The 26,504-nt window shown below is 71.0% G+C and carries 24 protein-coding genes; 16 read left to right on the top strand and 8 right to left on the bottom strand.

The window, feature by feature from the left end:
- Positions 1-219 precede the first annotated feature (219 nt).
- The 10 genes from SAVERM_RS18545 to SAVERM_RS18500 all read left to right on the top strand — a co-directional run bounded on the left by SAVERM_RS18545 (position 220) and on the right by SAVERM_RS18500 (position 13,838).
- Positions 220-636: a hypothetical protein gene (locus SAVERM_RS18545; protein ID WP_010985021.1), complete on the top strand. Its 417-nt coding sequence runs from the start codon at positions 220-222 to the stop codon at positions 634-636.
- A 119-nt stretch (positions 637-755) separates the two neighbouring features.
- Positions 756-1,643 (top strand): TatD family hydrolase, encoded by an 888-nt coding sequence (locus tag SAVERM_RS18540; protein WP_010985020.1) that lies wholly within the window; start codon positions 756-758, stop codon positions 1,641-1,643.
- A 146-nt stretch (positions 1,644-1,789) separates the two neighbouring features.
- Positions 1,790-3,259 (top strand): resuscitation-promoting factor, encoded by a 1,470-nt coding sequence (locus SAVERM_RS18535; RefSeq protein ID WP_037644824.1) that lies wholly within the window; start codon positions 1,790-1,792, stop codon positions 3,257-3,259.
- A 361-nt stretch (positions 3,260-3,620) separates the two neighbouring features.
- Positions 3,621-4,508: a 16S rRNA (adenine(1518)-N(6)/adenine(1519)-N(6))-dimethyltransferase RsmA gene (gene rsmA, locus SAVERM_RS18530; protein WP_010985018.1), complete on the top strand. Its 888-nt coding sequence runs from the start codon at positions 3,621-3,623 to the stop codon at positions 4,506-4,508.
- Positions 4,509-4,523: 15 nt separating this feature from the next.
- Positions 4,524-5,417, top strand: a complete 894-nt coding sequence (locus SAVERM_RS18525) for a 4-(cytidine 5'-diphospho)-2-C-methyl-D-erythritol kinase (RefSeq protein ID WP_010985017.1) — start codon at positions 4,524-4,526, stop codon at positions 5,415-5,417.
- A 154-nt stretch (positions 5,418-5,571) separates the two neighbouring features.
- A complete protein-coding gene (locus SAVERM_RS18520) occupies positions 5,572-6,906 on the top strand; it encodes an acyltransferase family protein (RefSeq protein ID WP_010985016.1) in 1,335 nt (444 codons plus the stop codon).
- A gap of 95 nt (positions 6,907-7,001) precedes the next feature.
- Positions 7,002-8,807, top strand: a complete 1,806-nt coding sequence (locus SAVERM_RS18515; protein ID WP_010985015.1) for an ABC-F family ATP-binding cassette domain-containing protein — start codon at positions 7,002-7,004, stop codon at positions 8,805-8,807.
- Between the two features lie 223 nt (positions 8,808-9,030).
- Positions 9,031-10,902: an outer membrane protein assembly factor BamB family protein gene (locus SAVERM_RS18510; protein ID WP_010985014.1), complete on the top strand. Its 1,872-nt coding sequence runs from the start codon at positions 9,031-9,033 to the stop codon at positions 10,900-10,902.
- A 58-nt stretch (positions 10,903-10,960) separates the two neighbouring features.
- A complete protein-coding gene (locus SAVERM_RS18505) occupies positions 10,961-12,862 on the top strand; it encodes an outer membrane protein assembly factor BamB family protein (protein WP_037644829.1) in 1,902 nt (633 codons plus the stop codon).
- A gap of 250 nt (positions 12,863-13,112) precedes the next feature.
- Positions 13,113-13,838, top strand: coding sequence for a helix-turn-helix transcriptional regulator (locus SAVERM_RS18500; protein WP_010985012.1), 726 nt, complete (start codon positions 13,113-13,115; stop codon positions 13,836-13,838).
- Positions 13,839-13,983: 145 nt separating this feature from the next.
- On the opposite strand, the gene SAVERM_RS18495 is transcribed toward SAVERM_RS18500, so the two are convergent.
- The 4 genes from SAVERM_RS18495 to SAVERM_RS18480 form a co-directional block, all read right to left on the bottom strand.
- Positions 13,984-14,406, bottom strand: coding sequence for a hypothetical protein (locus tag SAVERM_RS18495; RefSeq protein WP_137865222.1), 423 nt, complete (start codon positions 14,404-14,406; stop codon positions 13,984-13,986).
- 506 nt (positions 14,407-14,912) lie between these two features.
- Entirely contained in the window at positions 14,913-15,710 is a 798-nt protein-coding gene (locus SAVERM_RS18490) for a maleylpyruvate isomerase N-terminal domain-containing protein (RefSeq protein WP_010985010.1), read from the bottom strand.
- 195 nt (positions 15,711-15,905) lie between these two features.
- Positions 15,906-16,193, bottom strand: a complete 288-nt coding sequence (locus SAVERM_RS18485; protein WP_010985009.1) for a hypothetical protein — start codon at positions 16,191-16,193, stop codon at positions 15,906-15,908.
- A gap of 21 nt (positions 16,194-16,214) precedes the next feature.
- Positions 16,215-17,924 carry a sodium:solute symporter family protein gene (locus SAVERM_RS18480; protein ID WP_010985008.1) on the bottom strand — a complete coding sequence of 570 codons (1,710 nt, stop codon included), beginning with the start codon at positions 17,922-17,924 and terminating at the stop codon, positions 16,215-16,217.
- A 177-nt stretch (positions 17,925-18,101) separates the two neighbouring features.
- On the opposite strand from SAVERM_RS18480, the gene galT reads away from it, so the two are divergent.
- The 3 genes from galT to galK are packed head-to-tail and all read left to right on the top strand — an operon-like array spanning position 18,102 to position 21,292.
- The gene (gene galT, locus SAVERM_RS18475; protein ID WP_010985007.1) at positions 18,102-19,187 is read left to right on the top strand and encodes a galactose-1-phosphate uridylyltransferase; all 1,086 of its coding nucleotides are present in this window, start codon (positions 18,102-18,104) and stop codon (positions 19,185-19,187) included.
- Positions 19,184-20,143 carry a UDP-glucose 4-epimerase GalE gene (gene galE / locus SAVERM_RS18470; protein ID WP_010985006.1) on the top strand — a complete coding sequence of 320 codons (960 nt, stop codon included), beginning with the start codon at positions 19,184-19,186 and terminating at the stop codon, positions 20,141-20,143. Before galT ends, galE begins: the two co-directional genes overlap by 4 nt.
- 6 nt (positions 20,144-20,149) lie before the next feature.
- A complete protein-coding gene (galK, locus tag SAVERM_RS18465; protein WP_042494435.1) occupies positions 20,150-21,292 on the top strand; it encodes a galactokinase in 1,143 nt (380 codons plus the stop codon).
- On the opposite strand, the gene SAVERM_RS18460 is transcribed toward galK, so the two are convergent.
- The gene (locus SAVERM_RS18460) at positions 21,285-21,749 is read right to left on the bottom strand and encodes a GNAT family N-acetyltransferase (RefSeq protein WP_078234413.1); all 465 of its coding nucleotides are present in this window, start codon (positions 21,747-21,749) and stop codon (positions 21,285-21,287) included. The genes galK and SAVERM_RS18460 overlap by 8 nt on opposite strands.
- A 250-nt stretch (positions 21,750-21,999) precedes the next feature.
- On the opposite strand from SAVERM_RS18460, the gene SAVERM_RS18455 reads away from it, so the two are divergent.
- On the top strand, positions 22,000-22,767 hold the full coding sequence (locus tag SAVERM_RS18455) for a LuxR C-terminal-related transcriptional regulator (protein ID WP_037644834.1): 768 nt from the start codon (positions 22,000-22,002) through the stop codon (positions 22,765-22,767).
- Here the strand turns inward: SAVERM_RS18455 and tamR are convergent.
- Entirely contained in the window at positions 22,726-23,223 is a 498-nt protein-coding gene (gene tamR, locus SAVERM_RS18450) for a MarR family transcriptional regulator TamR (protein ID WP_010985002.1), read from the bottom strand. The genes SAVERM_RS18455 and tamR overlap by 42 nt on opposite strands.
- Before the next feature lie 151 nt (positions 23,224-23,374).
- Here tamR and SAVERM_RS18445 point away from each other — a divergent pair, with 151 nt between their 5' ends.
- Positions 23,375-24,184 carry a trans-aconitate 2-methyltransferase gene (locus SAVERM_RS18445; protein ID WP_010985001.1) on the top strand — a complete coding sequence of 270 codons (810 nt, stop codon included), beginning with the start codon at positions 23,375-23,377 and terminating at the stop codon, positions 24,182-24,184.
- Complete coding sequence (locus SAVERM_RS18440; protein ID WP_010985000.1) at positions 24,184-24,552, top strand: VOC family protein; 369 nt, start codon at positions 24,184-24,186, stop codon at positions 24,550-24,552. Before SAVERM_RS18445 ends, SAVERM_RS18440 begins: the two co-directional genes overlap by 1 nt.
- Positions 24,553-24,666: 114 nt before the next feature.
- Here SAVERM_RS18440 and SAVERM_RS18435 read toward each other — a convergent pair whose 3' ends face one another.
- Both SAVERM_RS18435 and SAVERM_RS18430 read right to left on the bottom strand, forming a co-directional pair.
- Positions 24,667-25,344, bottom strand: a complete 678-nt coding sequence (locus SAVERM_RS18435) for a TetR/AcrR family transcriptional regulator (protein ID WP_010984999.1) — start codon at positions 25,342-25,344, stop codon at positions 24,667-24,669.
- The gene (locus tag SAVERM_RS18430) at positions 25,341-26,351 is read right to left on the bottom strand and encodes an acyl-CoA desaturase (protein ID WP_010984998.1); all 1,011 of its coding nucleotides are present in this window, start codon (positions 26,349-26,351) and stop codon (positions 25,341-25,343) included. The genes SAVERM_RS18435 and SAVERM_RS18430 overlap by 4 nt, the downstream gene beginning before the upstream one ends.
- Positions 26,352-26,504 lie beyond the last annotated feature (153 nt).

Here is a 26,504-nt window from a genome sequence, read left to right as displayed (position 1 = left end):
ACGCCCGGAACGCAAAGCTCAGGCCCGTTGGTGGGACCTTTCTGACAAGAAAATGCCAAAACGGGTCCAACACTCGACAGGGGCTGATGCGCTCGCGCCCGAGGAGGCGTCCACTGGTCGAGGGGACGCACCCGTCCCTCGCTCACGGCGGGACCCAGCGGGATTCCGAGGGGACCTCGCCTCGCCGGGGCGCTTGTCCAGCGGACAACAGGAGCTGGCATGAGTGAGATCGCAGGGCAGACCGGCCAGAGCACGGGCAACCGCACCTCGGCGACCGCCATCGTCCACGAGTCGTATTCCTTCGCCTGCATGCGCTGCGGGCACGGCTGGGAACAGTCGTACGAGATAGAGCACCACCTCGACGCCGAGGGCAGTGAGTTCGTGATGTACGTGGCGAACGGCAAGGTCGTGCCGTCCCCGCTGAGCCGGCCGACCTGCGTGAACTGCGACGGCCATGTCGTGCGCATCATGCGCCCGGGGCAGGTGTCCTCCGTGCTGGACTTGCTGCACCGGCCGCACCGGCCCGAGCCCGGAAGGCGGCCCCTGGCCGAGCCGGAGGCGGCGCCGGTCCGGGAGACCCACCACTGGCACCTCTCCGACCTGCTGCACCCGTTCCACCACCGCAAGGCCGGCTGAGCGGGCACCGCAAGGCCGGCTGCGGGTACTGCTGAGCGGGCACCGCAAGGCCGGCGGGAGGCGGTGGGCCGCGCCCGGCCGACGGGAGACCCGGTCTGCCCCTTTCGTAGGATCGGGGTATGCCTTCCCGCGCCTCCGACGCCGACAAGAACGCCGCCCCGCCGCTCCCGGCGCCGCTGCGCGTGCCCGTCGCCGACTCGCACACCCACCTCGACATGCAGTCCGGCACGGTGGAGGAGGGCCTCGCCAAGGCCGCGTCGGTGGGCGTGACGACGGTCGTACAGGTCGGCTGCGACATCGACGGTTCGCGGTGGGCGGCCGAGACGGCGGCCGCGTACGACGCCGTCCACGCGACGGTCGCGCTGCACCCGAACGAGGCTCCGCGCATCGTCCACGGCGACCCCGACGGATGGTCGAGGCAGGGCGCGCGCCGGCCCGGCGGCGACGGCGCGCTCGACGAGGCGCTCGCCGAGATCGACCGCCTCGCGGCGCTGCCCCAGGTCAAGGGCGTCGGCGAGACTGGTCTCGACTACTTCCGCACCGGGCCCGAGGGCAAGGCCGCCCAGGAGCGGTCCTTCCGCGCCCACATCGAGATCGCCAAACGGCACGGCAAGGCGCTCGTCATCCACGACCGCGACGCCCACGCCGACGTACTGCGCGTCCTCAAGGAGGAGGGCGCCCCCGAGCGGACCGTCTTCCACTGCTACTCCGGGGACGCGGAGATGGCCGAGGTCTGCGCCCATAACGGCTACTTCATGTCCTTCGCCGGCAACATGACCTTCAAGAACGCGCAGCCGCTGCGCGACGCGCTCGCCGTGGCGCCCCTGGAACTCGTCCTCGTCGAGACCGACGCGCCCTTCCTGACGCCCGCGCCGTACCGCGGACGGCCCAACGCCCCGTATCTCATTCCGGTCACGGTCCGCGCGATGGCCGCCGTGCGGGGCATCGACGAGGACGCGCTGGCGACGGCGCTCGCGGCGAACACCGCCCGCGCGTTCGATTACTGACCGATAACGACCGAAACGCTCCCGGGCCCCTTTCGGGTGCAGGTCCAGGCCGTGTCGCGACACAGCGTAGTCGCGTTGCTTTGGAGAGTGACGACCGCTCCGCTAGGTTCTGGTCGCCCGATCCGGACGCCCTTGGAGCTGTCGTCGTGAGCAACTCGCAGCACGAGACGTACGAGACGTACGGCACGTACGGGCCGCCGTACGACCCGTACGACCCGTACGAGCTGTCGTACGGGCCGGCTGAGCCGCCGTACAGGATGACCGAGCCGTCGTACGGGGCGGCCGAGCCCTCGTACGAGATGACCGAGCCGTCGTACGGGACGGCCGGGCCGTACGGCCCGGTCCCCGAGCCGCCCGGGCCGCACACCGCGCCGACCCTGCCCTACGGGGTCTACGAGGACACCTACCGGCCCGCCTACGAGTCGGGCGGGTCCCCGCTTCCCCGGCGGACGGACGCCGCCGGTCACCCGGGCGGGCGCGCCGAGGCCCGGCGGGCGGCCCGGCGCCGGAAGATCTCCGTACGCCCCGACCCGCTGCGCCGACTGCTGCCGCAGGCCCTGGTCGTCGTCTTCCTGGCCGGTGGCACCACGGCGTTCGTCGCCAAGGACAAGGCGATCGAGCTGAGCGTCGACGGCAAGCCCCGCACGCTGCACACCTTCGCCGACGACGTGACCGAGCTGCTCGCCGAGGAGGGCGTCGGCGTCGGCGCCCACGACGTCGTGGCCCCCACCCGGGGCTCCGCACTGGCCAGCGGGGACGAGGTCGCGGTGCGCTACGGCAGGCCCGTGCACCTCACGCTCGACGGGCAGCGGCGCAGGGTGTGGACGACGGCGCGCACGGTGGACGGCGCGCTCCAGCAGCTCGGGGTGCGTGCGGAGGGCGCGTACGTGTCCACCTCGCGCTCCCGGCCGATCGGCCGGGCGGGGCTCGCGCTCGACGTCCGTACCGAGCGGACGGTGACGATCATGGCGGACGGCCGGGAGCGGACGATCCGTACGAACGCGGCGACCGTGGGGGAGGCCGTGGAGCAGGCCGGGATCACCCTGCACGGCCAGGACACGACGTCGGTGGCGCCGGGGAGCTACCCGCGCGACGGGCAGACCGTGACGGTGATGCGGATCACCGGGTCGAGGGAGGTCCGCGAGGAGGTGATCCCGTTCGGCGTGGAGCGCATGGACGACCCCGCGCTGTTCCGGGGCACGGAGCTGGTGGAGCGGGCCGGGCAGCCGGGGGCGCGGCGGGTCACGTACTCGCTGCGCACGGTCAACGGTGTGCGGCAGACGCCGAAGCGGATCGACTCCGAGGTGGTGCGCCAGCCGCAGAACCGGGTGGTGAAGGTCGGCACGAAGCCGCCGCCGCCGTCGGTCGCGGGCGCGGACGATCTGAACTGGGGCGGTCTCGCGGCCTGCGAGTCGGGCGGACGGCCGGGGGCGGTGGATCCGTCCGGCACGTACGGGGGCCTGTACCAGTTCGACACCCGGACCTGGCACGATCTCGGCGGCTCCGGCCGCCCCCAGGACGCCCCGGCCGCCGAGCAGACCTACCGCGCGAAGAAGCTGTACGTACGCCGGGGAGCAAGCCCCTGGCCACACTGCGGCTCCCGCCTCCACGACTGACCCCGTCGGAGCTGCGGCGGCCGCCGCTGCCGTTGACCGAGCCGCCGTGAGGCTGGCCCGCCCCCGGCGCTTGCCCGTGGCGGGGCTGCGGTGCTCGCCCCGGCGGTTGCTCCCGGTGGGGCCGTGGTGTGGCCCCTCCCGGCGGCCCACTCCGGCCGCACCGTGGCTTGTGCCTGGGCGGCGGCCTCTGGTCGAGCTGCGGCACGCACCCCGGCGGCGGCCTCGGCCGCACCGCGGCACGCGCCCCGGCACCGCGGCACGCGCCCCGGCGGTGGCCCCTGGTCGCACCGCGGCACGCGCCCCGTCCGCCCCCAGCCGCTCCGCGGCGCTCGCGTCCGTGGTGGGCCTTTACCCTTGGTCCGTGAGCAGCCCCGCCCCCGACGCCCTCCTGGGCCCCGCCGACATCCGCGAACTCGCGGCAGCCCTCGGCGTGCGGCCCACCAAGCAGCGCGGACAGAACTTCGTCATCGACGCCAACACCGTGCGCCGTATCGTGCGCACCGCCGGAGTACGGCCCGACGACGTGGTGGTGGAGGTGGGGCCCGGGCTCGGGTCGCTCACCCTCGCCCTGCTGGAGGCCGCCGACCGCGTCATCGCCGTCGAGATCGACGACGTCCTCGCGGGGGCGCTGCCCGCCACCATCGCCGCCCGTATGCCCGAGCGGGCCGAGCGGTTCGCGCTCGTCCACTCCGACGCCATGCACGTACGGGAGCTGCCGGGCCCGCCGCCCACCGCGCTCGTCGCCAATCTGCCGTACAACGTCGCCGTGCCCGTCCTGCTGCACATGCTCGACACCTTCCCGAGCATCGAGCGCACCCTCGTGATGGTGCAGGCCGAGGTCGCCGACCGGCTCGCCGCCGACCCCGGATCGAGGGTGTACGGCGTGCCGTCCGTGAAAGCCAACTGGCACGCCGAGGTGAAGCGGGCCGGCTCCATCGGACGCAATGTCTTCTGGCCGGCACCCAACGTCGACAGCGGGCTCGTGTCGCTGGTCCGGCGGACCGAGCCGATCAAGACGACCGCGTCCAAGACCGAGGTCTTCGCGGTCGTCGACGCGGCCTTCGCCCAGCGCAGGAAGACGCTGCGGGCCGCGCTGGCCGGCTGGGCCGGGTCGGCCGCCGCCGCCGAGGCCGCCCTCGTCGCCGCCGGGGTGTCCCCGCAGGCGCGCGGGGAGTCGCTCACGGTCGAGGAGTTCGCCCGTATCGCCGAGAACCGCGGCGCCGACCACGCCGACGACGCCAACAACTAAGGAGACGGCCCACCAGTGAGCGTGACCGTACGCGTCCCCGCCAAGGTCAACGTCCAGCTCGCGGTCGGCGGCGCCCGCCCCGACGGCTTCCACGACCTGGCCAACGTCTTCCTCGCCGTCGGCCTGTACGACGAGGTCACCGCGACCCCGGCCGACGAGCTGCGCATCACGTGCGAGGGGCCCGACGCCGCACAGGTCCCGCTCGACCGCACGAACCTCGCCGCCCGCGCGGCGATCGCGCTCGCCGCGCGACACGGCCTCGCACCCGACGTCCACCTCCACATCGCCAAGGACATCCCCGTCGCCGGCGGCATGGCCGGCGGCAGCGCGGACGCGGCCGGCGCGCTGCTCGCCTGCGACACCCTGTGGGGTACGAACGCCTCACGCGGCGAACTCCTCGACATCTGCGCCGAGTTGGGCAGCGACGTGCCCTTCAGCCTGGTCGGCGGCGCCGCGCTCGGCACCGGGCGGGGGGAGCGGCTGCGGGAGCTGGAGGTCGGCGGGACCTTCCACTGGGTGTTCGCGGTGGCCGACGGCGGGCTGTCGACCCCGGCCGTGTACGGGGAGTTCGACCGGCTGAGCGAGGGCGTACGCGTACCCGAGCCCGTCGCCTCCCAGGAACTGCTCGACGCGCTGGCCAAGGGGGACGCCGTGGCCCTCGCCGCCGCCGTCTCCAACGACCTCCAGCCCGCCGCGCTGTCCCTCTTCCCGTCCCTCAGCGACACGCTGGAGGCGGGCCGTGCCGCCGGCGCCCTCGCCGCGCTGGTCTCCGGCTCCGGGCCGACCACGGCGTTCCTCACCCGGGACGCGGACGGCGCGGACGCCGTGGCCCAGGCGCTGCTCGCGTCCGGTACATGCCGGACGGCGCGGGTCGCCCCGTCTCCCGCACCGGGCGCCACCGTCCTGTAGGACGCCCGAGGGGACACACAAGGAGACGCTCGCGGAAACGCCCATGAGGACGCCCATGAGGACGCCCATGAAGGCGTACAAGGAGACGTACTCAGGGGCGAGTTGAGTACGAGCGCGCTGACGCCCCGCGACCCGTCGGCGCGACCGTACTCGTATGAGACCAAGCGACCTTGCCGCGGCCACCCCGGCCTCCCGCGACCGCTACGTCGACCTGCTGCGGGTCGCCTCGCTCGGCACGGTCGTCCTCGGCCACTGGCTGATGGCGGCCGTGGACGTCGGGACGGACGGGCGGGTGCGGGTCGGCAATCTGCTCGCCGTCGAGCCCCGGCTCCAACTCCTCACCTGGGCCCTGCAGATCATGCCGGTGTTCTTCTTCGTCGGCGGCTTCTCGCACGCCCTCTCCTACCGCTCGCTCAGCCGGAAGACCCCCGACACGTCCGTCTACTCGGCGTTCCTGCGCGCCCGGCTCCAGCGGCTGCTGCGGCCGACCGTCGTCTTCATCGGGGTGTGGGGCGCGGCGGCGCTCGGCCTCCAACTGGCGGGCAGCGGCGGTGGGTTGCTCGACGTGTCGCTGCGGCTCGTCGCCCAGCCGCTCTGGTTCATCGGGATCTATCTCGCCATGGTCGCCTTCACGCCGCCCCTGCTCAGGCTCCATGAGCGGTACGGGTGGGGCGCGTTCGGCGGGCTCGTCGCGGCGGCGGGGACGGTGGACGTGCTGCGGTTCGCCCTCGGTGTGCCGTACGTCGAGTTCCTCAACTTCGCCTTCGTCTGGCTCGCCGTCCACCAGCTCGGATTCCTGCGCGCGGACGGGAAGCCGGGCAGGCCGTACGTCCTCGCCGGCGCCGGGCTCGCGGGGGCCGCGCTGCTGGTGGCGTACGGGCCGTATCCGCTGTCCATGGTCGGGATGCCCGGGGAGAAGATCTCCAACATGGCGCCGCCCAGCTTCGCGCTGCTCTGCCACGGGCTGTGGCTGGTCGGCGCGGTGGAGCTGATGCGCGCCCCCGCGACGCGGTGGCTGGACCGGCCGCGGGTGTGGCGGACCGTGGTCGCCGCCAACGGGATCTCGATGACCGCCTTCCTGTGGCACCTCACCGCGATGCTCGGCGTGTACGGGGCGCTGCTCGCCGCCGACGTGCGACTGCCGGCGCCCGGCACAGGTGCGTGGTGGGTACAGGTACCATTTCGGATCATGGTCGCCGCGCTGCTCACCGCGGTGCTGGTGGCCGCCTTCCGCGCCTTCGAAAAACCCTCGGGGGTACGGGAGCCGAGTGCGCCGCGCGCGTATGCGGGACCCGCTGCCGCGTTCGGCGTCACCCTCTGTCTGTTCGGGGTCCTCGGGCTGTCGATGGTCGGCTTCGGAGGGCTGCTGGAGGGGCGTTCGGCGGTACTGGTCGCCGTCCGGGTGACCGCCCCCGCCGCCGTGCTGATGACCCTGGCCGGATGGCTCCTGGTCGAACGGTCGGGCCGGAGAAGACCTCGCGGTGCATGAATATGCGGACGTGCCCATGTCTACGTCTCCCCGGCACCCGGTGTCGGCCGGGCGGCTACCCTGGAGGGTCGATCGTCCCCCTTGTCAGGAGAGAAATGGCCGTCAATCTGGTCAATGTCGAGGCCGTCAGCAAGGTGTACGGCACCCGTGCCCTGCTCGACGGCGTCTCCCTCGGCGTGTCCGAAGGGGACCGGATCGGAGTGGTGGGGCGCAACGGCGACGGCAAGACCACGCTGATCCGGATGCTCGCCAAGCTGGAGGAGGCCGACACCGGGCGCGTCACCCACTCCGGCGGGCTGCACATCGGCGTGCTCACCCAGCACGACTCGCTGGACCCCGAGGCGACCGTCCGGCACGAGGTCATCCGGGACATGGAAGACCACGAGTGGGCCGGCAACGCGAAGATCCGGGACGTACTCACCGGCCTGTTCGGCGGCCTCGACCTGCCAGGCTTCCCGCAGGGCCTGGACACGGTGATCGGTCCGCTCTCCGGTGGTGAGCGGCGCCGCATCGCGCTGGCCAAGCTGCTCATCGAGGAGCAGGACCTGATCATCCTCGACGAGCCCACGAACCACCTGGACGTCGAGGGCATCGCCTGGCTGGCGAACCACCTGCGCGAGCGGCGGTCCGCGCTCGTGTGCGTCACCCACGACCGCTGGTTCCTCGACCAGGTCTGCACGCGCATGTGGGACGTGCAGAAGGGCGACGTGTACGAGTACGAGGGCGGCTACTCCGACTACGTCTTCGCGCGCGCCGAGCGGGAGCGCATCGCCGCGACCGAGGAGGTCAAGCGGCAGAACCTGGTGCGCAAGGAGTTGGCGTGGCTGCGGCGCGGCGCGCCCGCCCGTACGTCCAAGCCGCGCTTCCGCGTCGAGGCCGCCAACGAGCTGATCGCCGACGTCCCGCCGCCCCGCGACAGCAGCGAGCTGATGAAGTTCGCCTCGTCGCGGCTCGGCAAGACCGTCTTCGACCTGAAGGACGTGACCGTCCAGGCCGGGCCCAAGGTGCTGCTCAAGCATCTGACCTGGCAGCTCGGCCCCGGTGACCGCGTCGGCCTGGTGGGCGTGAACGGGGCGGGCAAGACCTCGCTGCTGCGCGCCATGGCCGAGGCCGCCCGCAGCGAGGGCGAGAAGCAGCCCGCGGCCGGACGGATCAGCACCGGCAAGACCGTCAAGCTCGCCTATCTCTCCCAGGAGGTCGCCGAACTCGACCCGGCCCTGCGGGTGTTGCAGGCCGTGCAGCAGGTCCGTGACCGCGTCGATCTCGGCAAGGGCCGCGAGCTGACCGCCGGACAGCTGTGCGAGACCTTCGGCTTCAACAAGGAGAAGCAGTGGACGCCGGTGGGGGACCTGTCCGGTGGTGAGCGGCGCCGGCTCCAGCTGCTGCGGCTGCTGATGGACGAGCCCAACGTGCTCTTCCTCGACGAACCGACCAACGACCTCGACATCGAGACGCTCACCCAGCTGGAAGACCTCCTCGACGGCTGGCCCGGCTCGATGGTCGTCATCTCCCACGACCGGTTCTTCGTCGAGCGGACCACCGACAAGGTGTACGCGCTCCTCGGCGACGCCACGTTGCGGATGCTGCCCCGCGGGATCGACGAGTACCTGGAGCGACGGCACCGCATGGAGGAGGTCGCCGCTGCCGCCGTACTCGCCGCGGCGCCCGCTCCCGCCAAGGCCACTTCGGCCGCGGACGCCCGTGCCGCCAAGAAGGAACTCCAGAAGATCGAGCGGCAGCTGGACAAGATCTCCGAGCGGGAAACCAAGCTGCACACCCAGATCGCCGACAACGCCACGGACTTCGAGAAGGTGGCGAAACTGGACGCGGAACTGCGGGAGTTGGCCGGCGAGCGCGAGGAACTGGAGCTGCGCTGGCTGGAACTCGCAGAGGACGCCTGAGCGGCGCGGGGGCGTACGGCGAGCAGCGCGCAGACGGCGTGAAGGGCGCGTGAAGGCGCGTAACGAGGGCATCACGGGCCGGTCCTCCCTTGGGAACAGGGGATGTACCAGCCCGGTGTTCGAGGGTCGCAGAGTGATACAAAGGGCCGTCTGAGAACAGTCTGAGAACCACTCCGAGCGAGTACCGCGGGTGGCGAAAATCAGTGAATGAGGGGGAGCGCTGATGACTCAGCCGCCCAACCAGCCGCCGCAGGGCGGCTTCGGGGCACCGCAGGACCAGCCGACCGTAGGCTTCGGCGGCCCGCAGGACCCGCGTCAGGACCCGAGACAGGAACCACGGCAGGGCACGCCCCCGCCGCCCGCCCAGCCACCGCAGACGCCGCCGCCTCCGCCGCAGTCGCCGCCTCCGCCGCAGCCCGGCTACGGCTATCCCCAGCAGCCCGGCCCGTACGGGCAGCCCCAGCAGCCGGGCCAGCCGGGCCAGCCGGGACCCTACGGGCAGCCCCAGCAGCCGGGGCCGTACGCCCAGCAGCCCGGCCCCTACGGCGCCCCGCAGCCTGGTTACGGCTATCCCCAGCAGCAGCCCGGCTACGGCTACCCGCAGCAGCCGCCGCAGTTCCCCGGCGCGCCCACCCCGCCGCCCGGCGGGGGTTCCAAGAACCCCTTCAAGGGCAGGCCGGCGGTGCTCATCGCGGCCGCCGTCGCCGCCGCGCTGCTCGTCGGCGGCACCGTGTGGGCCGTCACCTCCGAGGGCGGGAGCGACGACAAGAAGCCCGTGGCCGAGAAGAGCGAGAAGAGCAAGGGCGGCAAGACCTCCGCCTCCGACGATCCGGTCAACCCCGGCGACGGCAGCGGCGACGGCGGCGCGGACCCCGAGAACCTCAACGAAGGCCGCCAGGCGGGCGAGTCGAAGGTGCTCTGGTACAAGGAGGCGCCCGACGCGCCCGGTTCCGGCGCCGACGCCCCCGGCATGTGGATCACCGGCAAGACGGCGGTGAAGGCCGCGTACAAGCAGGTCTTCGCGTACAACGTCGGCAACGGGAACCCGGCCTGGGACCCGATCACCTTCCCGCAGAAGATCTGCTCGGTCACCCAGCAGAAGACGGCCGACGACAAGATCGTCGTCGCCTACATGAGCGGCGTCAGCGACAACGCCAAGTGCAACCAGCTCCAGCAGATCGACCTCGACACCGGCAAGAAGGGCTGGAAGGGCGAGATCGCCGAGGGCGCTCTCTTCGACAGCACCTTCAACGTCAGCCTGACCATCACCGGTGACACGCTGCTGGTGGGCCGTTCGCAGTCGGGCACCGCGTACGACGTCGCCACCGGCAAGAAGCGCTGGGACAAGAAGAAGTACGGCACCGCCTGCTTCCCCACCGCGTTCGCCGGCGGCGCCAAGATGATCTCCGTCGCCTCCTGCGCGGCCGGCACCGGCACCGAGCACGACGAGGTGCAGGAACTGGACCCGGCGACCGGCAAGGCCAGGTGGACCAAGAAGATCCCCAAGGGCTGGACCGTCGCGCGCACGTACTCCGTCGCCCCCGTCGTCCTCTACCTCACCAACGAGGACAAGAAGCAGTGGAACGTCTCCACGCTGAAGAACGACGGCACGCTGCGCTCCCAGGTCGACGTCGACGAGTCCTTCGCCCCGCAGTGCGGCTGGGCCATCCTCGACCGTGACCTCCAGGGCTGCACCGGTGTCGCGGCCGACGCCAACACGCTCTACCTGCCGACCGAGGCGAAGACCGGCGCCAACGAGGTCGTCGCGGTCAGCCTGGAGACCGGCAAGGAGAAGTGGCGCGTCAAGTCCCCGGCGGACGAGTCGATGCTGCCGCTGAAGATGGACGGCACCCACCTGATCGCGTACGTCGAGCCGTCGTACGACGCGGGCGGCCAGGTCGTCTCCATCCCGACGGCCGGCAGCAGCCACAAGCCGGCCAAGCTGCTCCAGAACCCGCAGGGCACCGCGCAGATCGAGAGCGGCTTCTACTCGAAGGCCCTCGACTGGGTGGACGGCCGCTTCTACCTCTCCACGACCCGGCTGACGGGCAGCAACGAGTCCAAGGAGAAGCTGATGCTGGCCTACGGCAAGTGATCGAGCTCCTTCTCACGTCCCGGCCCACCGCCCCTTCGCACTCCGAGGTACCCACGTCATGAGCCAGCCGCCCCCGCCCCCCAGCCAGCCTCCGTCGGGCGGTTTCGGCGCGCCCCAGGACCCGCCGCCGGGCGGTTTCGGCGCGCCCCAGGCCCCCCCGCCGGGCGGTTTCGGCGCGCCCACGCCGCCCCCGCAGGGCCCGCCCCAGACTCCGCCGCCCCCGCAGGGCCCGCCCCAGGCTCCGCCGCAGCCCCCGCAGGGCCCACCGCAGCCCCCGCAGGGTTCCGGTTACGGGTATCCGCAGGCGCCGCCGCAGGCCCCGCAGGGTCCGGGCTACGGCTACCCGCAGACGCCGCCGCCCGCCCCGCAGGGGCCCGGTTACGGCTACCCGCAGGCGCCCGGACCCGCACCGTCCGGTTACGGCTACCCGGGCCAGCAGCCGCAGTACGGCTACCAGCCGCCGACCGTGCCGATGCAGCCTCAGCCCCCGCAGGGCGGGCGGAAGGGGCCCGGCGCCACGACCTGGATCATCGTCGCGGCGGTCGCGGCCATCGCACTGATCGTGGGCGGCGGTGTGTACATGTACTCCGCCACCGGCGGCGACGACAGCAAGAACAACTCCTCCGGCACGACCGGCGGCAGTGGCGGCAGCGGCGGCAAGGACGACGACGCCACCTCGGGCGGCACCGACACCTCCAGCGGCGAAGCCAAGGAGAAGGCGCCGGCCGACCCCAGCGCCAAGGTCCTCTTCCAGGTGCCCGCGCCGACGATCACCGACAAGCAGGAGATCGACAGCGTCAGCGGCTCCTGGCTCACCGACTCCGTCTACGCGAAGGCCGGCGTCGCCAAGATCGTCGGATACGACGCGGACTCCGGCTCGAGCAAGTGGACGCTGCCGCTGACCGGCCAGACCTGTGCCGCCTCGCCGGAGATCTCCGCCTCCGGCATCGCCGCGGTCGTCACCGAGTCGGGCAAGCGCGCCGGCAGCAGCGACCGCAAGCCGTGCAGCGAGGTCACCGCGTTCGAGGTGGCCACCGGCAAGAAGCTGTGGACCAAGAACGTGTCCGTCGGCGACGCCAAGGTCGCGTTCGAGGAGGTCACCCTCTCCGGCGGCACCGTCGGGGTCGGCGGCCTGTACGGCGGCGCCGCCTTCGACCTGTCGTCCGGCAAGGTCCTGTGGCAGCCGAAGGCCAGCGGCTGCCAGGACCTCGGCTACGCGGGCGGCGAGCAGCTCGTCGCGGTGCGCAAGTGCGGCGAGTACGGCGACGAGAAGTACGAGGTCCAGCTCCTCGACCCGAAGTCGGGCAACGTGAAGTGGAGTTACAAGCTCCCCACCGGCATCGACAACGCCAAGGTGATCTCCAGCAAGCCGGTCGTCTTCGGCGTCGACTCGGGTGACGTCACCGCCTCCGGCGTCACCGACGTCTTCTCCCTCGACGACAGCGGCAAGCTGCGCACGAAGATCACGCTCGCGGACGGCAAGTACGAGCACGACTGCGGTGTCGGCGACGTCCACGACTGCCACGCGATCACGGTCGGCAACGACAAGCTGTACGTCCCGACCAAGGAGCACGACGGCACGGCCCAGGGCAGCCGGACCAACGAGATCGTCACGTTCTCGCTGGCCACCGGCAAGACCGCCGGCGACAAGATCGACGCGGGCGACGACTACGAGATCTTCCCGATCCGCATGGACGGCGGGAACGTCATCGCGTACAAGGACGGACCGTACAACAAGGGTTCCCAGGTCGTCTCGGTGAACGGCACGTCCCTGAAGGAGACCAAGCTCCTGGAGACCCCGTCCACCGACGCCGTGCGCAGCGCCATCAGCAGCATGGTGCCGAAGTCGTCCGAACTGCTCTACACGGACGGCCGCCTCTTCATGGGCAAGGATCTGGTCAGCAAGCCGTACTCGACCGACCAAAAGGAGTACGCGGCCCTGGGCTTCGGCGCCAAGTAGCCGAGAACGCGGTCGTTCGAAAGGCCCCGTCCCTGTTCAGGGCGGGGCCTTTCACGTACCCCTCAACACGCGCGAATGGGAGGGATTTCGGTAATCCGGGGCACTTCTCACCAGTAGGGGAAGCGCGACGTCGAACAAGCGTGTAGCTTCCGGGGGCATGGAGGGCGGGGGGTGCCGGGGGGGCTCCTGTCCGAGGGGACCAGTGGGCATCCGAAGCGGGCATTCACTGGGGGGACTGGGGGGTTGCTCGATGGGAGTGCGGCTGATGGTGGTCGACGACCACCGATTGCTCGCCGAGGCGCTGGCCTCGGCTCTGAAGCTGCGCGGGCACCGCGTGCTCGCCGCGGCCGCGCCCGCCGCGGGCGCGGCGGAGCTGGTGATCACCAGGGCGCCGGAGGTGTGCCTGCTCGGTACGGCGACACCGGACGAGCCGGGCATCTTCGACCCGGTGGTGAAGATCAAGCGGGAGCGTCCGCAGGTGGCGGTTCTGGTGCTGGGGCCGGTGCCGAATCCGCGTGGGATCGCGGCGGCCTTCGCCGCCGGCGCCTCCGGTTACGTACGGCACGACGAACGGATAGAAGGCGTCGAGCGCGCCATCATGAAAGCGCGGTCCGGGGAGGCCGCCGTGGCGCCACAGCTGCTCCAGGGCGCCTTCAGCGAGCTGCTCAACCCGGCCGCCCAGCCCGACGACGAAGGTCAGCGTCTGCTCCAGATGCTGACGCCGCGCGAGGTGGAGGTCCTGGTGCGGGTGGCCGACGGCGAGGACACCCGGCTGATCGCGGCCGGCATGGGCATAGCCCCGAGCACGGCCCGCACCCATGTGCAGCGGGTGCTGATGAAACTGGGGGTGGGGTCGAGGCTGGAGGCGGCGGCGCTCGCGGCGCGTACCGGGCTGCTGGACCGGGCGGGGCCGGTGGCGGCGGGGCCCGGGAGTGCGGAGGATTCTCGGCCTGCGGAGCAACCAGGCCGGGGGTGAGGCGAGTTGGCCGAGTTCTCGGGGCTGGTACCCAAGAAGCGTTGGGTCCGACGGTGAAGAACCGCCGAACCCAACGCCACACGCTCGGACGACATTGTCAGGCGTGTTGGGAAGTCACCGGCACAGGGCGCGGTGAACTAGCCGGTCACACACAAACGGCAGCGAGCTGCGCAGCGGTGGCGACCACCGCGTTGAACGCCGCGGTGATGGCGGCCGGGTCCTGCGGGTTGGCCGCCAGCGCGGCGGCAAGGACCTGGAGCTGCGCCTGCAGTTGCAGGGTGAGCGCCGCGCAGGTGGGCGGCGTCGGAGGCGCCGCCGGGAGGCACCCGTTGGCACGGAGCTGTGCGACGGTGACCTGGGCCGCGGCGATCGCCGCCTGGGCCGCGGGGACGTCGGGCGGCGTGGCGGCCAGCGCCGTCGCGGCGGCCTGCAGCTGCGTGGAGAGCTGACCGCTCAGAGCGGCACAGACGGTCGGGGGCGTCGGGGGCTTCGGGCCCTTGACCCCCTGCGCGACTGACGTGCTGGGCTGCGGGACCGTGGCGGCGACGGCCACGGGGGCGATAGCCATAGACAGAGATGCCAGGGCCGCGGCCGTCGCGACTGCGGACCCAAAGCGCTTGATTTGGAACATTCCGCGCCTTTCTTCGTGCGTGAATGAGGAAGTTTGGGGAGGTTTGTGTCCCCGAGCTCAGGAGGCCCCGCGGCGCGGCCGACGGCAACTCCACGTGTCCTGTTCGCTCTGGTCAGTAGCGGCGACCAAGACCCTGGACGGGAAGAAAAGCGCAGGTCAGAGACGTGCGGAGGAAGTGATTCGAACGGGGGTGCCCGCTACTGTGAACGAGCGACCACCTAGAGCGAGCGTTCGAAAGCTGCGGCTCGACGGCAAGCTTCACGCAGGCGTTGCCGTCGCCGCCGTCGGAGAACGTCGACTTCTGCGAGCACGGCCAAGGCGTCGACCCCGGCCCGGAACCCGGGCGCACCAGCACACTGACCTGGGCCGCGGAGCCGGCCCGGCCCGAGGCTTCCAGGGGAGTTCGGCCGGGGATCGCGCACGGGGCGGCGCATCGTCACGGCTTACTCGTCCGGGTCCCAGGCCTCGAGCAGGTCGAAGAGACGTCGGCCGCCGTCGAGCTTCAGGGAGTCCACCGGAATACGGCCGTACAGGGCCAGGACCAGCTCACCGGCGGTGCCCCGGAAGGAGGCGTCGGCCGCGTCCGGGTCCTCGCCGGCAGCGGCGGCGGGCGCCGTGCCGGGCGCGGGAAGACGGGTGGCCCGTGCGCCGTCGGCGGAGAGCGAGAGGCGCCAGGAGCGGCCCTCGGAGGCGTGGAAGTCGACGGCAGCGGGCTCGTGCGGCCAGGCGCTTGTCGTTGCGACGCAGGTGGACAGGAACTCGTCGACACCGTCGAGCGCCACCTCGTCGGGCAGCGGCTGCGGGGCACCTACGGTGATCTGGGCGTCGTACGTGTGCACCGCGAGCTGCTGGAGCTGGTGCCGAGCTACGGCACCGGAGGTCGGTGGCGACTGCGACGTCCCCCACCACGTCCAGCAACCGCGATCCGGGCCGGCCTTCCGCAACGCGTCCAGCAGTTGCTCCGTGGACTCCGCCAACCAGGCCAGCAGGGCCTCGCGCTCCCGGGGCGCAGCCGGGGCGCCCTCCGCTGCGGACTTGGCCGGAGCAGGCCCTGCGGCGACGGTGGCGGCCCAGTCGCGGCGCCCCTCGCCGATGTGCTGCGCCAGATCGAACAGCGTCCACTCGGGGCAGGTCGGCACCTGTACGTCGAGACTGGGCGCGGCGGCGACCGCGGCGCGGAAGGCGGTCGATCGTTCGTCGATCAGTCGCAGCAGATCGGAAAACTCCAGAGTCTTTTCCACCGGGGCTGTCTATCACCGTGCACCGGCAACCGGACAGCGATTTTCACGGCCCACGCGGCAAGCGCGCGGCACGGGCCGCGCGCCCTCGGTGACGTGCCGGTGACCGCGGACGAGACGGCGCGGGAGGGCAACTCGCGGTGTACAGCCGTCCGGGGCGGGAGTTCCCCAAGTGAACTCCCGCCCCGGACAAGAGAGTTACTGCGACGGCTCCTCATCGGCAGGCGTCGGCGGCACCGTGGGCCGCAGCCACATCCACCCCAGGAAGAACAGCCCCAGGGCAAGCATCCCGAGCCCCGTCCACAGGTTGATGTTGACGCCCTGTGCCTTGTCCAGGTCGGCGTCGGACGGGGAGATCCCGGCGATCGTGACGATGATCCCGTAGACCACGAACAGGCCGCCGATGATCCGGCGGATGTCGAAGAGGCGGGCGGCGGTCGCGGACTTGCTCTCCAGATCGGTGACTTCGCGTTGCAGGTCGGACATGGTGATCAGCCTCCGATCGGATCAGAACGAGTACGGGATGTAGCAGAGGGCGGCCAGGACGATCGCCGACCAGCCGAGCAGCGCCGGCTTGCGGTACCAGGCGTCGTCACCGGTGGCCGGCGGCTCCGGCACACCCGGGGAGCGCGTGCCGTAGACCAGGCCGGCCAGTTCCGCCTCCGGCTTCGGAGCCGTAAAGAGGGTGACGGCCACCATGACCACCGCGCCCGCCACGAAGCCGACGATCGCCGAGACGAAGTTCGCGCCCTGGTCGCTGGGGATGTCGATGACGCCCTGCTTGTAGATCCAGAAGTAGTTGACCATCGCGGCCGTGGTGCCCGCGAGCAGGCCCCACACGCCGGACTTCATCGAGGCGCGCTTCCAGAACATGCCGATGATGAAGACCACGAACATCGGCACGTTGAAGAAGGAGAACAGCGTCTGGAGGTAGCTCATGATGTTGGAGAACGACGACGCGATGAACGCCGTACCGATCGACGCCATGACGCCGACCGCCGTGATCAGCCGGCCGAACCGCACGTAGTAGGCGTCCTCGCGGTCCTTGACCACGTACCGCTGCCAGATGTCGGTGGTGAAGACCGTGTTGAAGGACGAGACGTTCGCCGCCATGCCCGCCATGAAGGCCGCGAGCAGACCCGTGACCGCGATACCGAGCACGCCGTTGGGCAGCAACTCCTGCATCAGGTACGGGATCGCCTCGTTGTACTGGAGGTCCGAGCCGCTGGTGCCGATCTTCGGGACGAGGACCGCGGCGACCAGACCCGGGATCATCACCAGGAACACGATGAAGATCTTCGGGAACGCGGCGATCAGCGGAGTGCGCTGGGCGGCGGACAGGTTCTTCGCGGACAGGGCGCGCTGCACCTCGGCGAAGTTGGTCGTCCAGTAGCCGAAGGAGAGCACGAAGCCCAGGCCCAGGATGATGGTCAGCCAGTTCGCGCCCAGCGGGTTGGGGTCGCCGATGCCCGTACCGCCCCAGGCGGACAGGAAGTTGTCGCCGTGGCTCTTGGTGAGCGAGTCGCTCAGGCCGTCCCAGCCGCCGACCTTCTTCAGGCCGAGGACCGAGATGGGGATGAGCGCGGCGAGGATCACGAAGAACTGAAGCACCTCGTTGTAGATCGCCGAGGAGAGACCGCCGACCGTGATGTACGCGAGCACCAGGAAGCCCGCGACCACGATCGCCACCCACTGCGGCCAGCCGAGCAGCGCCTCGACGACGATCGCCAGCGCGTACAGGTTGACGCCCGCGATCAGTATCGCCGCGAAGGCGAACAGGACCGAACTCAGCAGGTGTGCCGGCTTGTCGAAGCGCTGGAGCAGATACTCGGGGACCGACCGGACCTTGGAGCCGTAGTAGAACGGCATCATCACCAGGCCCAGGAAGACCATGGCCGGGATGGCGCCGATCCAGTACCAGTGGACGACCGCGACGCCGTACTGCGCGCCGGTCGCCGCCATGCCCAGGATCTCCGTCGCGCCCAGGTTGGCGGCGATGAACGCGAGGCCGGTGACCCAGGCGGGCAGGGAGCGCCCGGAGAGGAAGAAGTCGAGGCTTGTCTTCACCGAGCGGCGGGCGGCGAAGCCGATGCCCAGCACGACGGCGAAGTAGATCGCGAGGATCGTGTAGTCGAGCCCGTTCGTGGGGAGTCGGAGCCCGTCGGCGAGGTACGTCGCTTCGAGTGGATGTGTGGGCAGATGCGTGGGGGACTGCATAGGAACTCGCTTCGTTGCGTGAACGTATCCGACCGGAACCTACGCCTCCGCGTTCAGTAAATGAACACGTGTATTGGGGTTCTTTGTTTGATTGTGATGTTGACGTCTGGGGGGCCTTGTGGTTTGTTATGTTGAGTTCTGTTTGAAGACTTGGGTGGCTCGAATGAGGAGTCCGGCGTGAAGAAGACCTCGACCCCGCTGGCCGACGGTCGCGAGCTCATCTACTACGACCTGCGCGACGACGCCGTGCGCGACGCCGTGGACCGGCGCCCGCTCGACCGGACCGTCACCAGCTCGGAGATCCGCCGCGACCCGCTGCTCGGCGACTCGGTCGCGATCGCCTCGCACCGCCAGGGCCGCACCTACCACCCCCCGGCGAACGAATGTCCGCTCTGCCCCTCCGAGGGCGAGCGGCTGAGCGAGATCCCGGACTCCTCGTACGACGTGGTCGTCTTCGAGAACCGCTTCCCCTCGCTGGCCGGAGACTCCGGCCGCTGCGAGGTGGTCTGCTTCACCTCCGACCACGACTCCTCCTTCGCCGACCTGACCGAGGAGCAGGCGGGCCTGGTCCTGGACGCCTGGACCGACCGGACGGCGGAGCTGTCGCATCTTCCCTCCGTCCAGCAGGTGTTCTGCTTCGAGAACCGCGGCGCCGAGATCGGCGTGACACTCGGCCACCCGCACGGACAGATCTACGGCTACCCCTTCACCACGCCCCGTACTGCGCTGATGCTGCGTTCGGCGGCCGCGCACAAGGAGGCGACGGGGGGCGGCAACCTCTTCGACGACGTACTCGCCGGCGAACTGGCCGGGGAGCGGATCGTCCTTCAGGGAGAGCACTGGGTCGCCTTCGTTCCGTACGCGGCGCACTGGCCCTACGAGGTCCACCTCTACCCGCGCCGCCGGGTCCCCGACCTGCTGGCCCTCGACGAGGACGCACGCACAGAGTTCCCCAAGGTGTATCTGGAACTCTTGAGGCGCTTCGACCGGATCTTCGATGGGACGGGTGGAGGGAAAGAAGGGGTGGGCGAGCCTCCGACGCCGTACATCGCCGCCTGGCACCAGGCGCCGTTCGGCCCGTTGGAGGAGTTCGAAGGCGTCAACCGTGACGACTTCGCACTCCACCTCGAGCTTTTCACCATTCGCCGCACTTCCGGCAAGCTGAAGTTTCTCGCGGGTTCCGAGTCCGGCATGAGCGTGTTCATCAACGACGTGCCGCCGGAGACCGCGGCCCAGCGACTGCGAGAGGTAGCGAGTTCATGAGTGGGAAGTACCTGGTCACCGGCGGTGCCGGCTATGTCGGCAGCGTGGTCGCGCAGCACCTGATCGAGGCCGGCCACGAGGTCGTCGTCCTCGACAACCTCTCGACCGGCTTCCGCGAGGGCGTGCCGGCGGGCGCCTCCTTCGTCGAGGGCGACATCCGCGACGCCGCCAAGTGGCTGGACTCCTCCTTCGACGCGGTCCTGCACTTCGCCGCGTTCTCGCAGGTCGGCGAGTCGGTCGTGAAGCCCGAGAAGTACTGGGACAACAACGTCGGCGGCACGCTGGCCCTGCTGGCCGCGATGCGCGAGGCCGGCGTACGCAAGCTGGTCTTCTCCTCGACGGCCGCGACCTACGGCGAGCCGGAGGAGGTGCCGATCGTCGAGACGGCGCCGACCAGGCCCACCAACCCCTACGGCGCCTCGAAGCTCGCGGTCGACCACATGATCACCGGTGAGGCCGGGGCCCACGGGCTCGCCGCGGTCAGCCTGCGCTACTTCAACGTGGCCGGCGCGTACGGCAGCTGCGGTGAGCGGCACGACCCCGAGTCGCACCTCATCCCGCTCGTGCTCCAGGTCGCCCAGGGCCGCCGCGACGCCATCTCCGTCTACGGCGACGACTACCCGACGCCGGACGGCACCTGCGTCCGCGACTACATCCACGTCGCGGACCTGGCCGAGGCCCACCTGCTCGCGCTGGACGCGGCCACGCCCGGCGAGCACCTGGTCTGCAACCTCGGCAACGGCAACGGCTTCTCCGTCCGCGAGGTCATCGAGACCGTCCGCCAGGTCACCGGGCACCCGATCCCGGAGATCGTGGCCCCGCGCCGCGCCGGCGACCCGGCGGTGCTCGTGGCCTCCGCGGCCACGGCCCGCGAGCGACTCGGCTGGAACCCGGCCCGCGCGGATCTCGCGGGCATCGTCGCGGACGCCTGGGCGTTCGCTCAGCACAAGGAGTAATAAGTGGTGGGGGTTCGCGAAGGGTTCGAGGAGCTGTACGGGGCCGCGCCGGAGGGCGTCTGGGCCGCCCCCGGCCGGGTCAACCTCATCGGCGAGTACACCGACTTCAACGAGGGCTTCGTGATGCCGCTCGCCCTGCCGCACACGGCGGTCGCGGCGGTGTCCCGGCGCACCGACGGAGTCCTGCGGCTGCACTCGGCGGACATCGAGGGCCCCGTGGTCGAGCTGCGCGTCGACGAGCTGGAGCCGCTGACGAACACCAGCTGGGCCGCGTACCCGGCGGGTGTGGTGTGGGCGCTGCGCTCCGCGGGACACCCGGTGACGGGCGCGGACATCCACCTCGCCTCGACGGTGCCGACGGGCGCCGGCCTGTCCTCGTCGGCGGCCCTGGAGGTCGTGACGGCGCTGGCCCTGAACGACCTCTACGAACTGGGCCTGACCCGCCCCGAACTGGCGCGCCTCGCCCAGCGCGCGGAGAACGACTTCGCCGGCGTCCCGTGCGGCGTGATGGACCAGACGGCGTCGGCCTGCTGCACCGAGGGCCACGTCCTGCACCTGGACTGCCGGGACCTGTCCATCCGCCAGGTCCCCTTCGACCTGCCGGCCCACGGCCTCGAACTCCTGGTCGTCGACAGCCGGGTGAAGCACGCGCTGGGCGACGGCGCCTACGCGGAACGGCGCGCGGGGTGCGAAGAGGGCGCACGGCAGCTCGGGGTCTCGCATCTGCGGGACGTCGCGTACGAGGAGCTGGACGGCGCGCTGTCCCGCCTGCCCGACGAGCGGGTACGCCGCTACGTACGCCATGTCGTCTCGGACGACCACCGGGTGGAGCGGGTCATCGCCCTGCTGGACGCGGGCGACGTACGCGCGATCGGCCCGATCCTGACGGACGGCCATGTCTCCCTCCGCGACGACCTGCGCATCTCCTGCCCGGAGCTGGACCTGGTGGTCAGCACGGCGAACGCGGCGGGCGCGCTCGGCGCGCGCATGACGGGCGGCGGCTTCGGCGGCTCGGCGGTGGTCCTGGTCGAGTCCGCCGACGTGGACACGGTCACCAAGGCGGTGACGGAGGCGTTCGCGGCGGCCGGTCACACGGCGCCACGGGTGTTCCCGGCAGTGCCCTCGGAGGGCGCCCGGCGGCTCAGCTGAGGCGGTCGAGGCGCTTCGTCAGCGTGTACTCCGTGGTCCCCGGCGGATAGTCGGGGATCACGCACACCACCTCGTAGCCCCGCTTCCGGTAGAAATCCGGGGCCTGGAAGTCCCAGGTCTCCAGGCGGGCGGCCCGGCAGCCGCGCTCGTCGTGGGCCGTCCGCTCGGCGTCGGCCAGCAGCCGGGAGCCGAGCCCCGTGCCCCGGTGGCGCTCGTCCACCCAGAGGTAGGTGACGTGCAGCCACGTCGTCCAGGTGTGGCCCACCAGGCCGCCGGCCAGGTCACCGTCCTCGGACAACGCCCACACATGCAGCGGACGTTCACGTTCGTCCGGCGTTCCGCGCAGCGCGCGCAGAGCGGGGGACGCCGCCGTGTTCGTGTCCAGCAGCCGCCGCCGAAGCAGATTCCGCCGCTCGTTGTCGACTTCTGTCTCCATACGAAACATACGGCTCACCATAAACGCGCTGGCCAACCAGTTCTGCAAATAGCCTTCCGCTTCCGGCTCCCGGCCCTACCCTGATGAGCAGTACCGGTGGGGGCCGGTGCTGATCAGGGGGCGAGACAGTCGGGTACGACGCCCGGAGTGGGGGTAGCAGTTCCAGCACGGCGGCGGCCGTGCGGCTGCGGCACCCCGTTTTCCCGAGCAGACTCGGGGATCTCCGGGCGTCGTACCTGCGCCGGTCGTCCCCCGACTCGTGGGGGTTTCAGTGCTTCGCATCCGTGTCCTGGTCGTTGACGACCATCGCATCTTCGCCGAGTCGCTCGCCGCTGCCCTTGCCGCGGAGCCCGACGTCGACGTCTCCGCGGCCGGCAGCGGTCCGGCCGCGCTGCGCGCCCTGGAGCGGGCGGTGGCGGAAGGCCGCAGATTCGACGTGTTGCTCGTCGACGCCGACCTGGGCGGCAACGTGCCCGGCACCCGCCCGGCCGTCTCCGTCCGCGACGGCAACGAGGAGGGGCTCGTCGACGGCATCTCGCTCGTCGCGGGCGTCCGCTCCGGGCAGCCGAGCGTACGCACCGTCGTCCTGGCCGAGAAGGACGACCCGCGCCGCGCCGCCCTCGCCCTCCAGGCCGGTGCCTCCGGGTGGGTCGCCAAGGACTGCTCACTGTCCCGGCTGCTCACCGTCATACGGGGAGTGCTGCGGGACGAGACGCACCTCCCGCCCGCCCTGCTCACCGGCGTGCTGCGCGAGCTGACCGCCGCCCGCAAGCACCGCACCGAGAGCGAGCGGCTGGTCGAGTCGCTGACGCCGAGGGAGCGGGAAGTACTGCGGTGCATGGTCGCGGGCCTCGGGCGCAAGGCCGTCGCCGAACGGCTGTTCCTCTCCCCGCACACCGTCCGCACCCATATGCAGAACGTGCTCGGGAAGCTGGGCGTGCACTCCACCCTGGCCGCCGTCGCGCTCGCCCGCCGCGCCGGGGTCGGGCCCGCCGACCTAGCCGGGGATGTTGTCGAACGGGGCGGTCAACTGGCGTAGCAGGGCCGCGAGTTCAGCGCGCTGGGCCCGGCTGAGTTCGGCGAGGATCGCGCGCTCCTGGTCGAGGAGTCCGGCGAGCGCCTGGTCGGCGCGGTCGCGGCCCTCCTCGGTGAGCCGGACCAGCACGCCCCGGCGGTCGCTGGGGTCGGGCAGCCGCTCGACCAGGCTCTTCTTCGCGAGCCGGTCGATACGGTTGGTCATCGTGCCGGAGGTGACGAGCGTCTGGGTGAGGAGCTGGCCGGGGGAGAGCTGGTACGGGGCCCCCGCGCGCCTGAGCGAGGTGAGGACGTCGAACTCCCAGGGCTCCAGGCTGTGCTCGGAGAACGCGAGCCGACGGGCCCGGTCCAGATGCCGGGCGAGCCTGCTCACCCGGCTGAGCACCTCGAGCGGTTCCACGTCGAGGTCGGGGCGCTCCCGGCGCCATGCTGCGACCAGCCGATCGACCTCGTCCTCCATGACGATCAGTGTAGTGGTTGTGTCGACGTGAAGTCTCTTGACCTGAAGTTTCTTTACTTGAAATCTCTTGATCTAGAGTCTCTTGACGTCGAGATAGTTTGGGTGTGAGGCTGACCTGTGTCATCAGGCCGTGACTTCGAGGAGGACCGCCATGCCCGCCGCCGTCCCCAGCTGGGATCCCAGCCAGTACCTGCGCCACGCGGATCACCGCGCCCGCCCCTTCGCCGACCTGCTGGCCCGCGTCCCCGAGCTGCCCCGGGACCCCGCCCGCATCGCCGACCTGGGCTGCGGCCCCGGCAACGTCACCCGCCTGATCGCGGAGCGCTGGCCCACCGCCCGCATCACCGGACTCGACAACTCCCCGGAGATGCTGGCGAAGGCCGCCGCGTACGCGGGTCCCACGGCCGGCGGCGGCCGCCTCGACTTCGCCGCCGCGGACGCCCGGACCTGGACACCCGCGCAGCCCTACGACCTGATCGTCAGCAACGCCACGCTGCAATGGGTGCCCGGGCACATCGACCGCCTCCCCGCCTGGACGGACGGGCTGGCTCCCGGCGGCACCCTCGCCTTCCAGGTGCCCGGCAACTTCGACTCGCCCAGCCACCGGCTGATGCGCGAACTCGCCCACTCGGCCCGCTGGAAGGACCGCCTGGCCGACACCCTGCGCCACGACGACGCCGTGCACACGCCCGCCGCGTACCTGGAGGCGCTCACCGCCCTCGGCTGCGCGGCCGACGTCTGGGAGACCACGTATCTGCACCTCCTCCAGGGCGAGGACCCCGTACTGGACTGGGTGAAGGGAACGGGCCTGCGCCCCGTCCTCACGGAACTGGGGGCGGCGGACGCGGAGGCCTTCGTCGCCGAATACCGGGAGGCACTGCGCGAGGCGTACCCGGCGACGGAGCGCGGCACGGTGTTCCCGTTCCGCCGCGTCTTCGCCGTGGCCCACAAGGAGGCGTGATGCTCACCGCCGTCGACCACGTCCAGCTGGCCGCACCACCGGGGTCGGAGAACGCCCTGCGCGCCTACTACGTCGACATCCTCGGCATGAGGGAGCTCCCCAAACCGCCGGTCCTCGCGGCGCGCGGCGGCTGCTGGTTCCAGGCGGGCGCGGTGCACCTGCACCTGGGCATCGAGGCGGACTTCCGCCCGGCGAGGAAGGCGCACCCAGGACTGCGGGTCACGGACATCGAGTCGTACGGGGGTCGGCTCGCCGCCCGGGGAGCGACGGTCACCTGGGACGCCAACCTCCCGGGCCACCGCCGCTTCTACTCCGAGGACCCCGTCGGCAACCGACTGGAGTTCCTGGAGCCGCTCGCCCCGGAGTGACCGGGCGGCGCGGCGAACGGGCCGCCGCCGTCAGGACTTCGGGTGCCGCCGTCAGGTCTTCCGGCGCTGCTGTCAGGACTTCGGGTGCCCCCGTCAGGTCTTCCGGCGTCGCCGTCAGGACTTGCGGTGTCCTATCAGCCGCGGCTTCGGCTCCAGGCCGTCCAGCCCGTGCCACGCCAGGTTCACCAGGTGCGCCGCCACCTCGGCCTTCTTCGGGCGGCGCACGTCCAGCCACCACTGACCGGTCAGCGCGACCATGCCGACCAGCGCCTGCGCATACAGCGGCGCCAGCTTCGGGTCGAAACCCCGGCTCTTGAACTCGCGGCCCAGGATGTCCTCCACCTGGGTGGCGATGTCCGAGATCAACGACGCGAACGAACCCGTCGACTGGGGGATCGGCGAGTCGCGGACCAGGATGCGGAAGCCGTCCGTGTACTCCTCGATGTAGTCGAGGAGCGCGAAAGCGGCCTGCTCGCACAGCTCACGCGGGTGACCCGCCGTGAGGGAGCCGGTGACCATGTCCAGCAGCCGCCGCATCTCACGATCCACCACCACCGCGTACAGGCCCTCCTTGCCGCCGAAATGCTCGTACACGACAGGCTTGGAGACCCCGGCCTTCGCCGCGATCTCCTCCACCGACGTCCCCTCGAAGCCCTTCGCGGCGAACAGGGTGCGACCAATCTCAAGAAGCTGCTGGCGCCTTTCCGCACCAGTCATCCGCGTGCGGCGCGCACGCCGCGGCTTTTCATTGCTCGGGGTGCTGCTGGAGTCGGTCGCCACGCTGTCAATCATGCCGCGTCGGCGCTCTCCCTCTTGCGCCGGGAGCCTTCCTCACCGGTGTGACGGCGGGAATCGATACGCGAGCGTGACGGCCAGCGCACGTCATAAGCCCAGCCCAGCCGCTCGCACCAGCGGATGATCCGCGCCGAGGAATCCAGCTGGCCGCGCTCCACCCCGTGCCGCGCCGACGTCGGGTCGGCGTGGTGCAGGTTGTGCCACGACTCACCGCAGGACAGCACCGCCAGCCACCACACGTTCCCCGACCGGTCACGCGACTTGAAGGGACGCTTGCCCACCGCATGACAGATCGAGTTGATCGACCACGTCACATGGTGCAGCAGCGCCACCCGCACGAGCGAACCCCAGAAGAAGCCGGTGAACGCCCCCCACCAGGACATCGTCACCAGACCGCCGATCAACGGGGGCAGCGCCAGCGAGAGACCCGTCCACAGGACGAACTGACGCGAGATCGCACGGATCGCACCGTCCTTGATCAGATCCGGCGCGTACTTCTCCTGCGACGTCTGCTCCTCGTCGAACATCCATCCGATGTGCGCCCACCACAGGCCCTTCATCAGAGCCGGAACCGTCTCGCCGAAACGCCACGGCGAATGCGGGTCACCCTCCGCGTCGGAGAACTTGTGATGCTTGCGGTGGTCGGCCACCCAGCGGACCAGAGGTCCCTCGACCGCCATCGAACCGGCGATCGCCAGCGCGATCCGCAAGGGCCGCTTGGCCTTGAACGAACCATGCGTGAAGTAGCGGTGGAAGCCGATCGTGATGCCGTGGCAGCCGAGGTAGTAGAAGAACACCATCAGGCCCATGTCGAGCCAGCTCACCCCCCACCCCCAGGCCAGCGGCACCGCCGCGAGCAGCGCCAGGAACGGAACGATGATGAAGAGCAGCAGCGTGATCTGCTCGAGCGAACGTTTCCGCTCGCCGCCCAGCGTCGCGGACGCGGCCATGGAGTCGTTGTTCGCCTTCGGAACGTCGTCGATCACATCGGAGCCTGGGGTCATGGGGGCGTCCCCTGAAGGGTCGAGGGTGGGGGGATGGCCGATTACGGCGCCTACGGTTCCGTAACCTACGGCATCGTAAGTATGGCAGTGCGCCGCCCGGCGGCAAGAGCCCGAGAGTCTGCGCGCCCGCATGGACACCTATCCTTGGAGTCG

This window comes from Streptomyces avermitilis MA-4680 = NBRC 14893, from assembly GCF_000009765.2.
In the GTDB taxonomy this organism is placed as follows: domain Bacteria; phylum Actinomycetota; class Actinomycetes; order Streptomycetales; family Streptomycetaceae; genus Streptomyces; species Streptomyces avermitilis.
This window is presented reverse-complemented; position numbering and strand designations above follow the sequence as displayed.

Excerpts from the sequence above, each read along its gene's own strand:
- SAVERM_RS18545 (WP_010985021.1), top strand. The coding sequence starts at position 220 with ATGAGTGAGATCGCAGGGCAGACCGGCCAGAGCACGGGCAACCGCACC.
- SAVERM_RS18540 (WP_010985020.1), top strand. The coding sequence starts at position 756 with ATGCCTTCCCGCGCCTCCGACGCCGACAAGAACGCCGCCCCGCCGCTC.
- SAVERM_RS18520 (WP_010985016.1), top strand. The coding sequence starts at position 5,572 with ATGAGACCAAGCGACCTTGCCGCGGCCACCCCGGCCTCCCGCGACCGC.
- SAVERM_RS18515 (WP_010985015.1), top strand. The coding sequence starts at position 7,002 with ATGGCCGTCAATCTGGTCAATGTCGAGGCCGTCAGCAAGGTGTACGGC.
- SAVERM_RS18510 (WP_010985014.1), top strand. The coding sequence starts at position 9,031 with ATGACTCAGCCGCCCAACCAGCCGCCGCAGGGCGGCTTCGGGGCACCG.
- SAVERM_RS18505 (WP_037644829.1), top strand. The coding sequence starts at position 10,961 with ATGAGCCAGCCGCCCCCGCCCCCCAGCCAGCCTCCGTCGGGCGGTTTC.
- SAVERM_RS18500 (WP_010985012.1), top strand. The coding sequence starts at position 13,113 with ATGGGAGTGCGGCTGATGGTGGTCGACGACCACCGATTGCTCGCCGAG.
- SAVERM_RS18495 (WP_137865222.1), bottom strand. The coding sequence starts at position 14,406 with ATGGCTATCGCCCCCGTGGCCGTCGCCGCCACGGTCCCGCAGCCCAGC.
- SAVERM_RS18485 (WP_010985009.1), bottom strand. The coding sequence starts at position 16,193 with ATGTCCGACCTGCAACGCGAAGTCACCGATCTGGAGAGCAAGTCCGCG.
- SAVERM_RS18480 (WP_010985008.1), bottom strand. The coding sequence starts at position 17,924 with ATGCAGTCCCCCACGCATCTGCCCACACATCCACTCGAAGCGACGTAC.
- galE (WP_010985006.1), top strand. The coding sequence starts at position 19,184 with ATGAGTGGGAAGTACCTGGTCACCGGCGGTGCCGGCTATGTCGGCAGC.
- SAVERM_RS18460 (WP_078234413.1), bottom strand. The coding sequence starts at position 21,749 with ATGGTGAGCCGTATGTTTCGTATGGAGACAGAAGTCGACAACGAGCGG.
- tamR (WP_010985002.1), bottom strand. The coding sequence starts at position 23,223 with ATGGAGGACGAGGTCGATCGGCTGGTCGCAGCATGGCGCCGGGAGCGC.
- SAVERM_RS18445 (WP_010985001.1), top strand. The coding sequence starts at position 23,375 with ATGCCCGCCGCCGTCCCCAGCTGGGATCCCAGCCAGTACCTGCGCCAC.
- SAVERM_RS18440 (WP_010985000.1), top strand. The coding sequence starts at position 24,184 with ATGCTCACCGCCGTCGACCACGTCCAGCTGGCCGCACCACCGGGGTCG.
- SAVERM_RS18435 (WP_010984999.1), bottom strand. The coding sequence starts at position 25,344 with ATGATTGACAGCGTGGCGACCGACTCCAGCAGCACCCCGAGCAATGAA.
- SAVERM_RS18430 (WP_010984998.1), bottom strand. The coding sequence starts at position 26,351 with ATGACCCCAGGCTCCGATGTGATCGACGACGTTCCGAAGGCGAACAAC.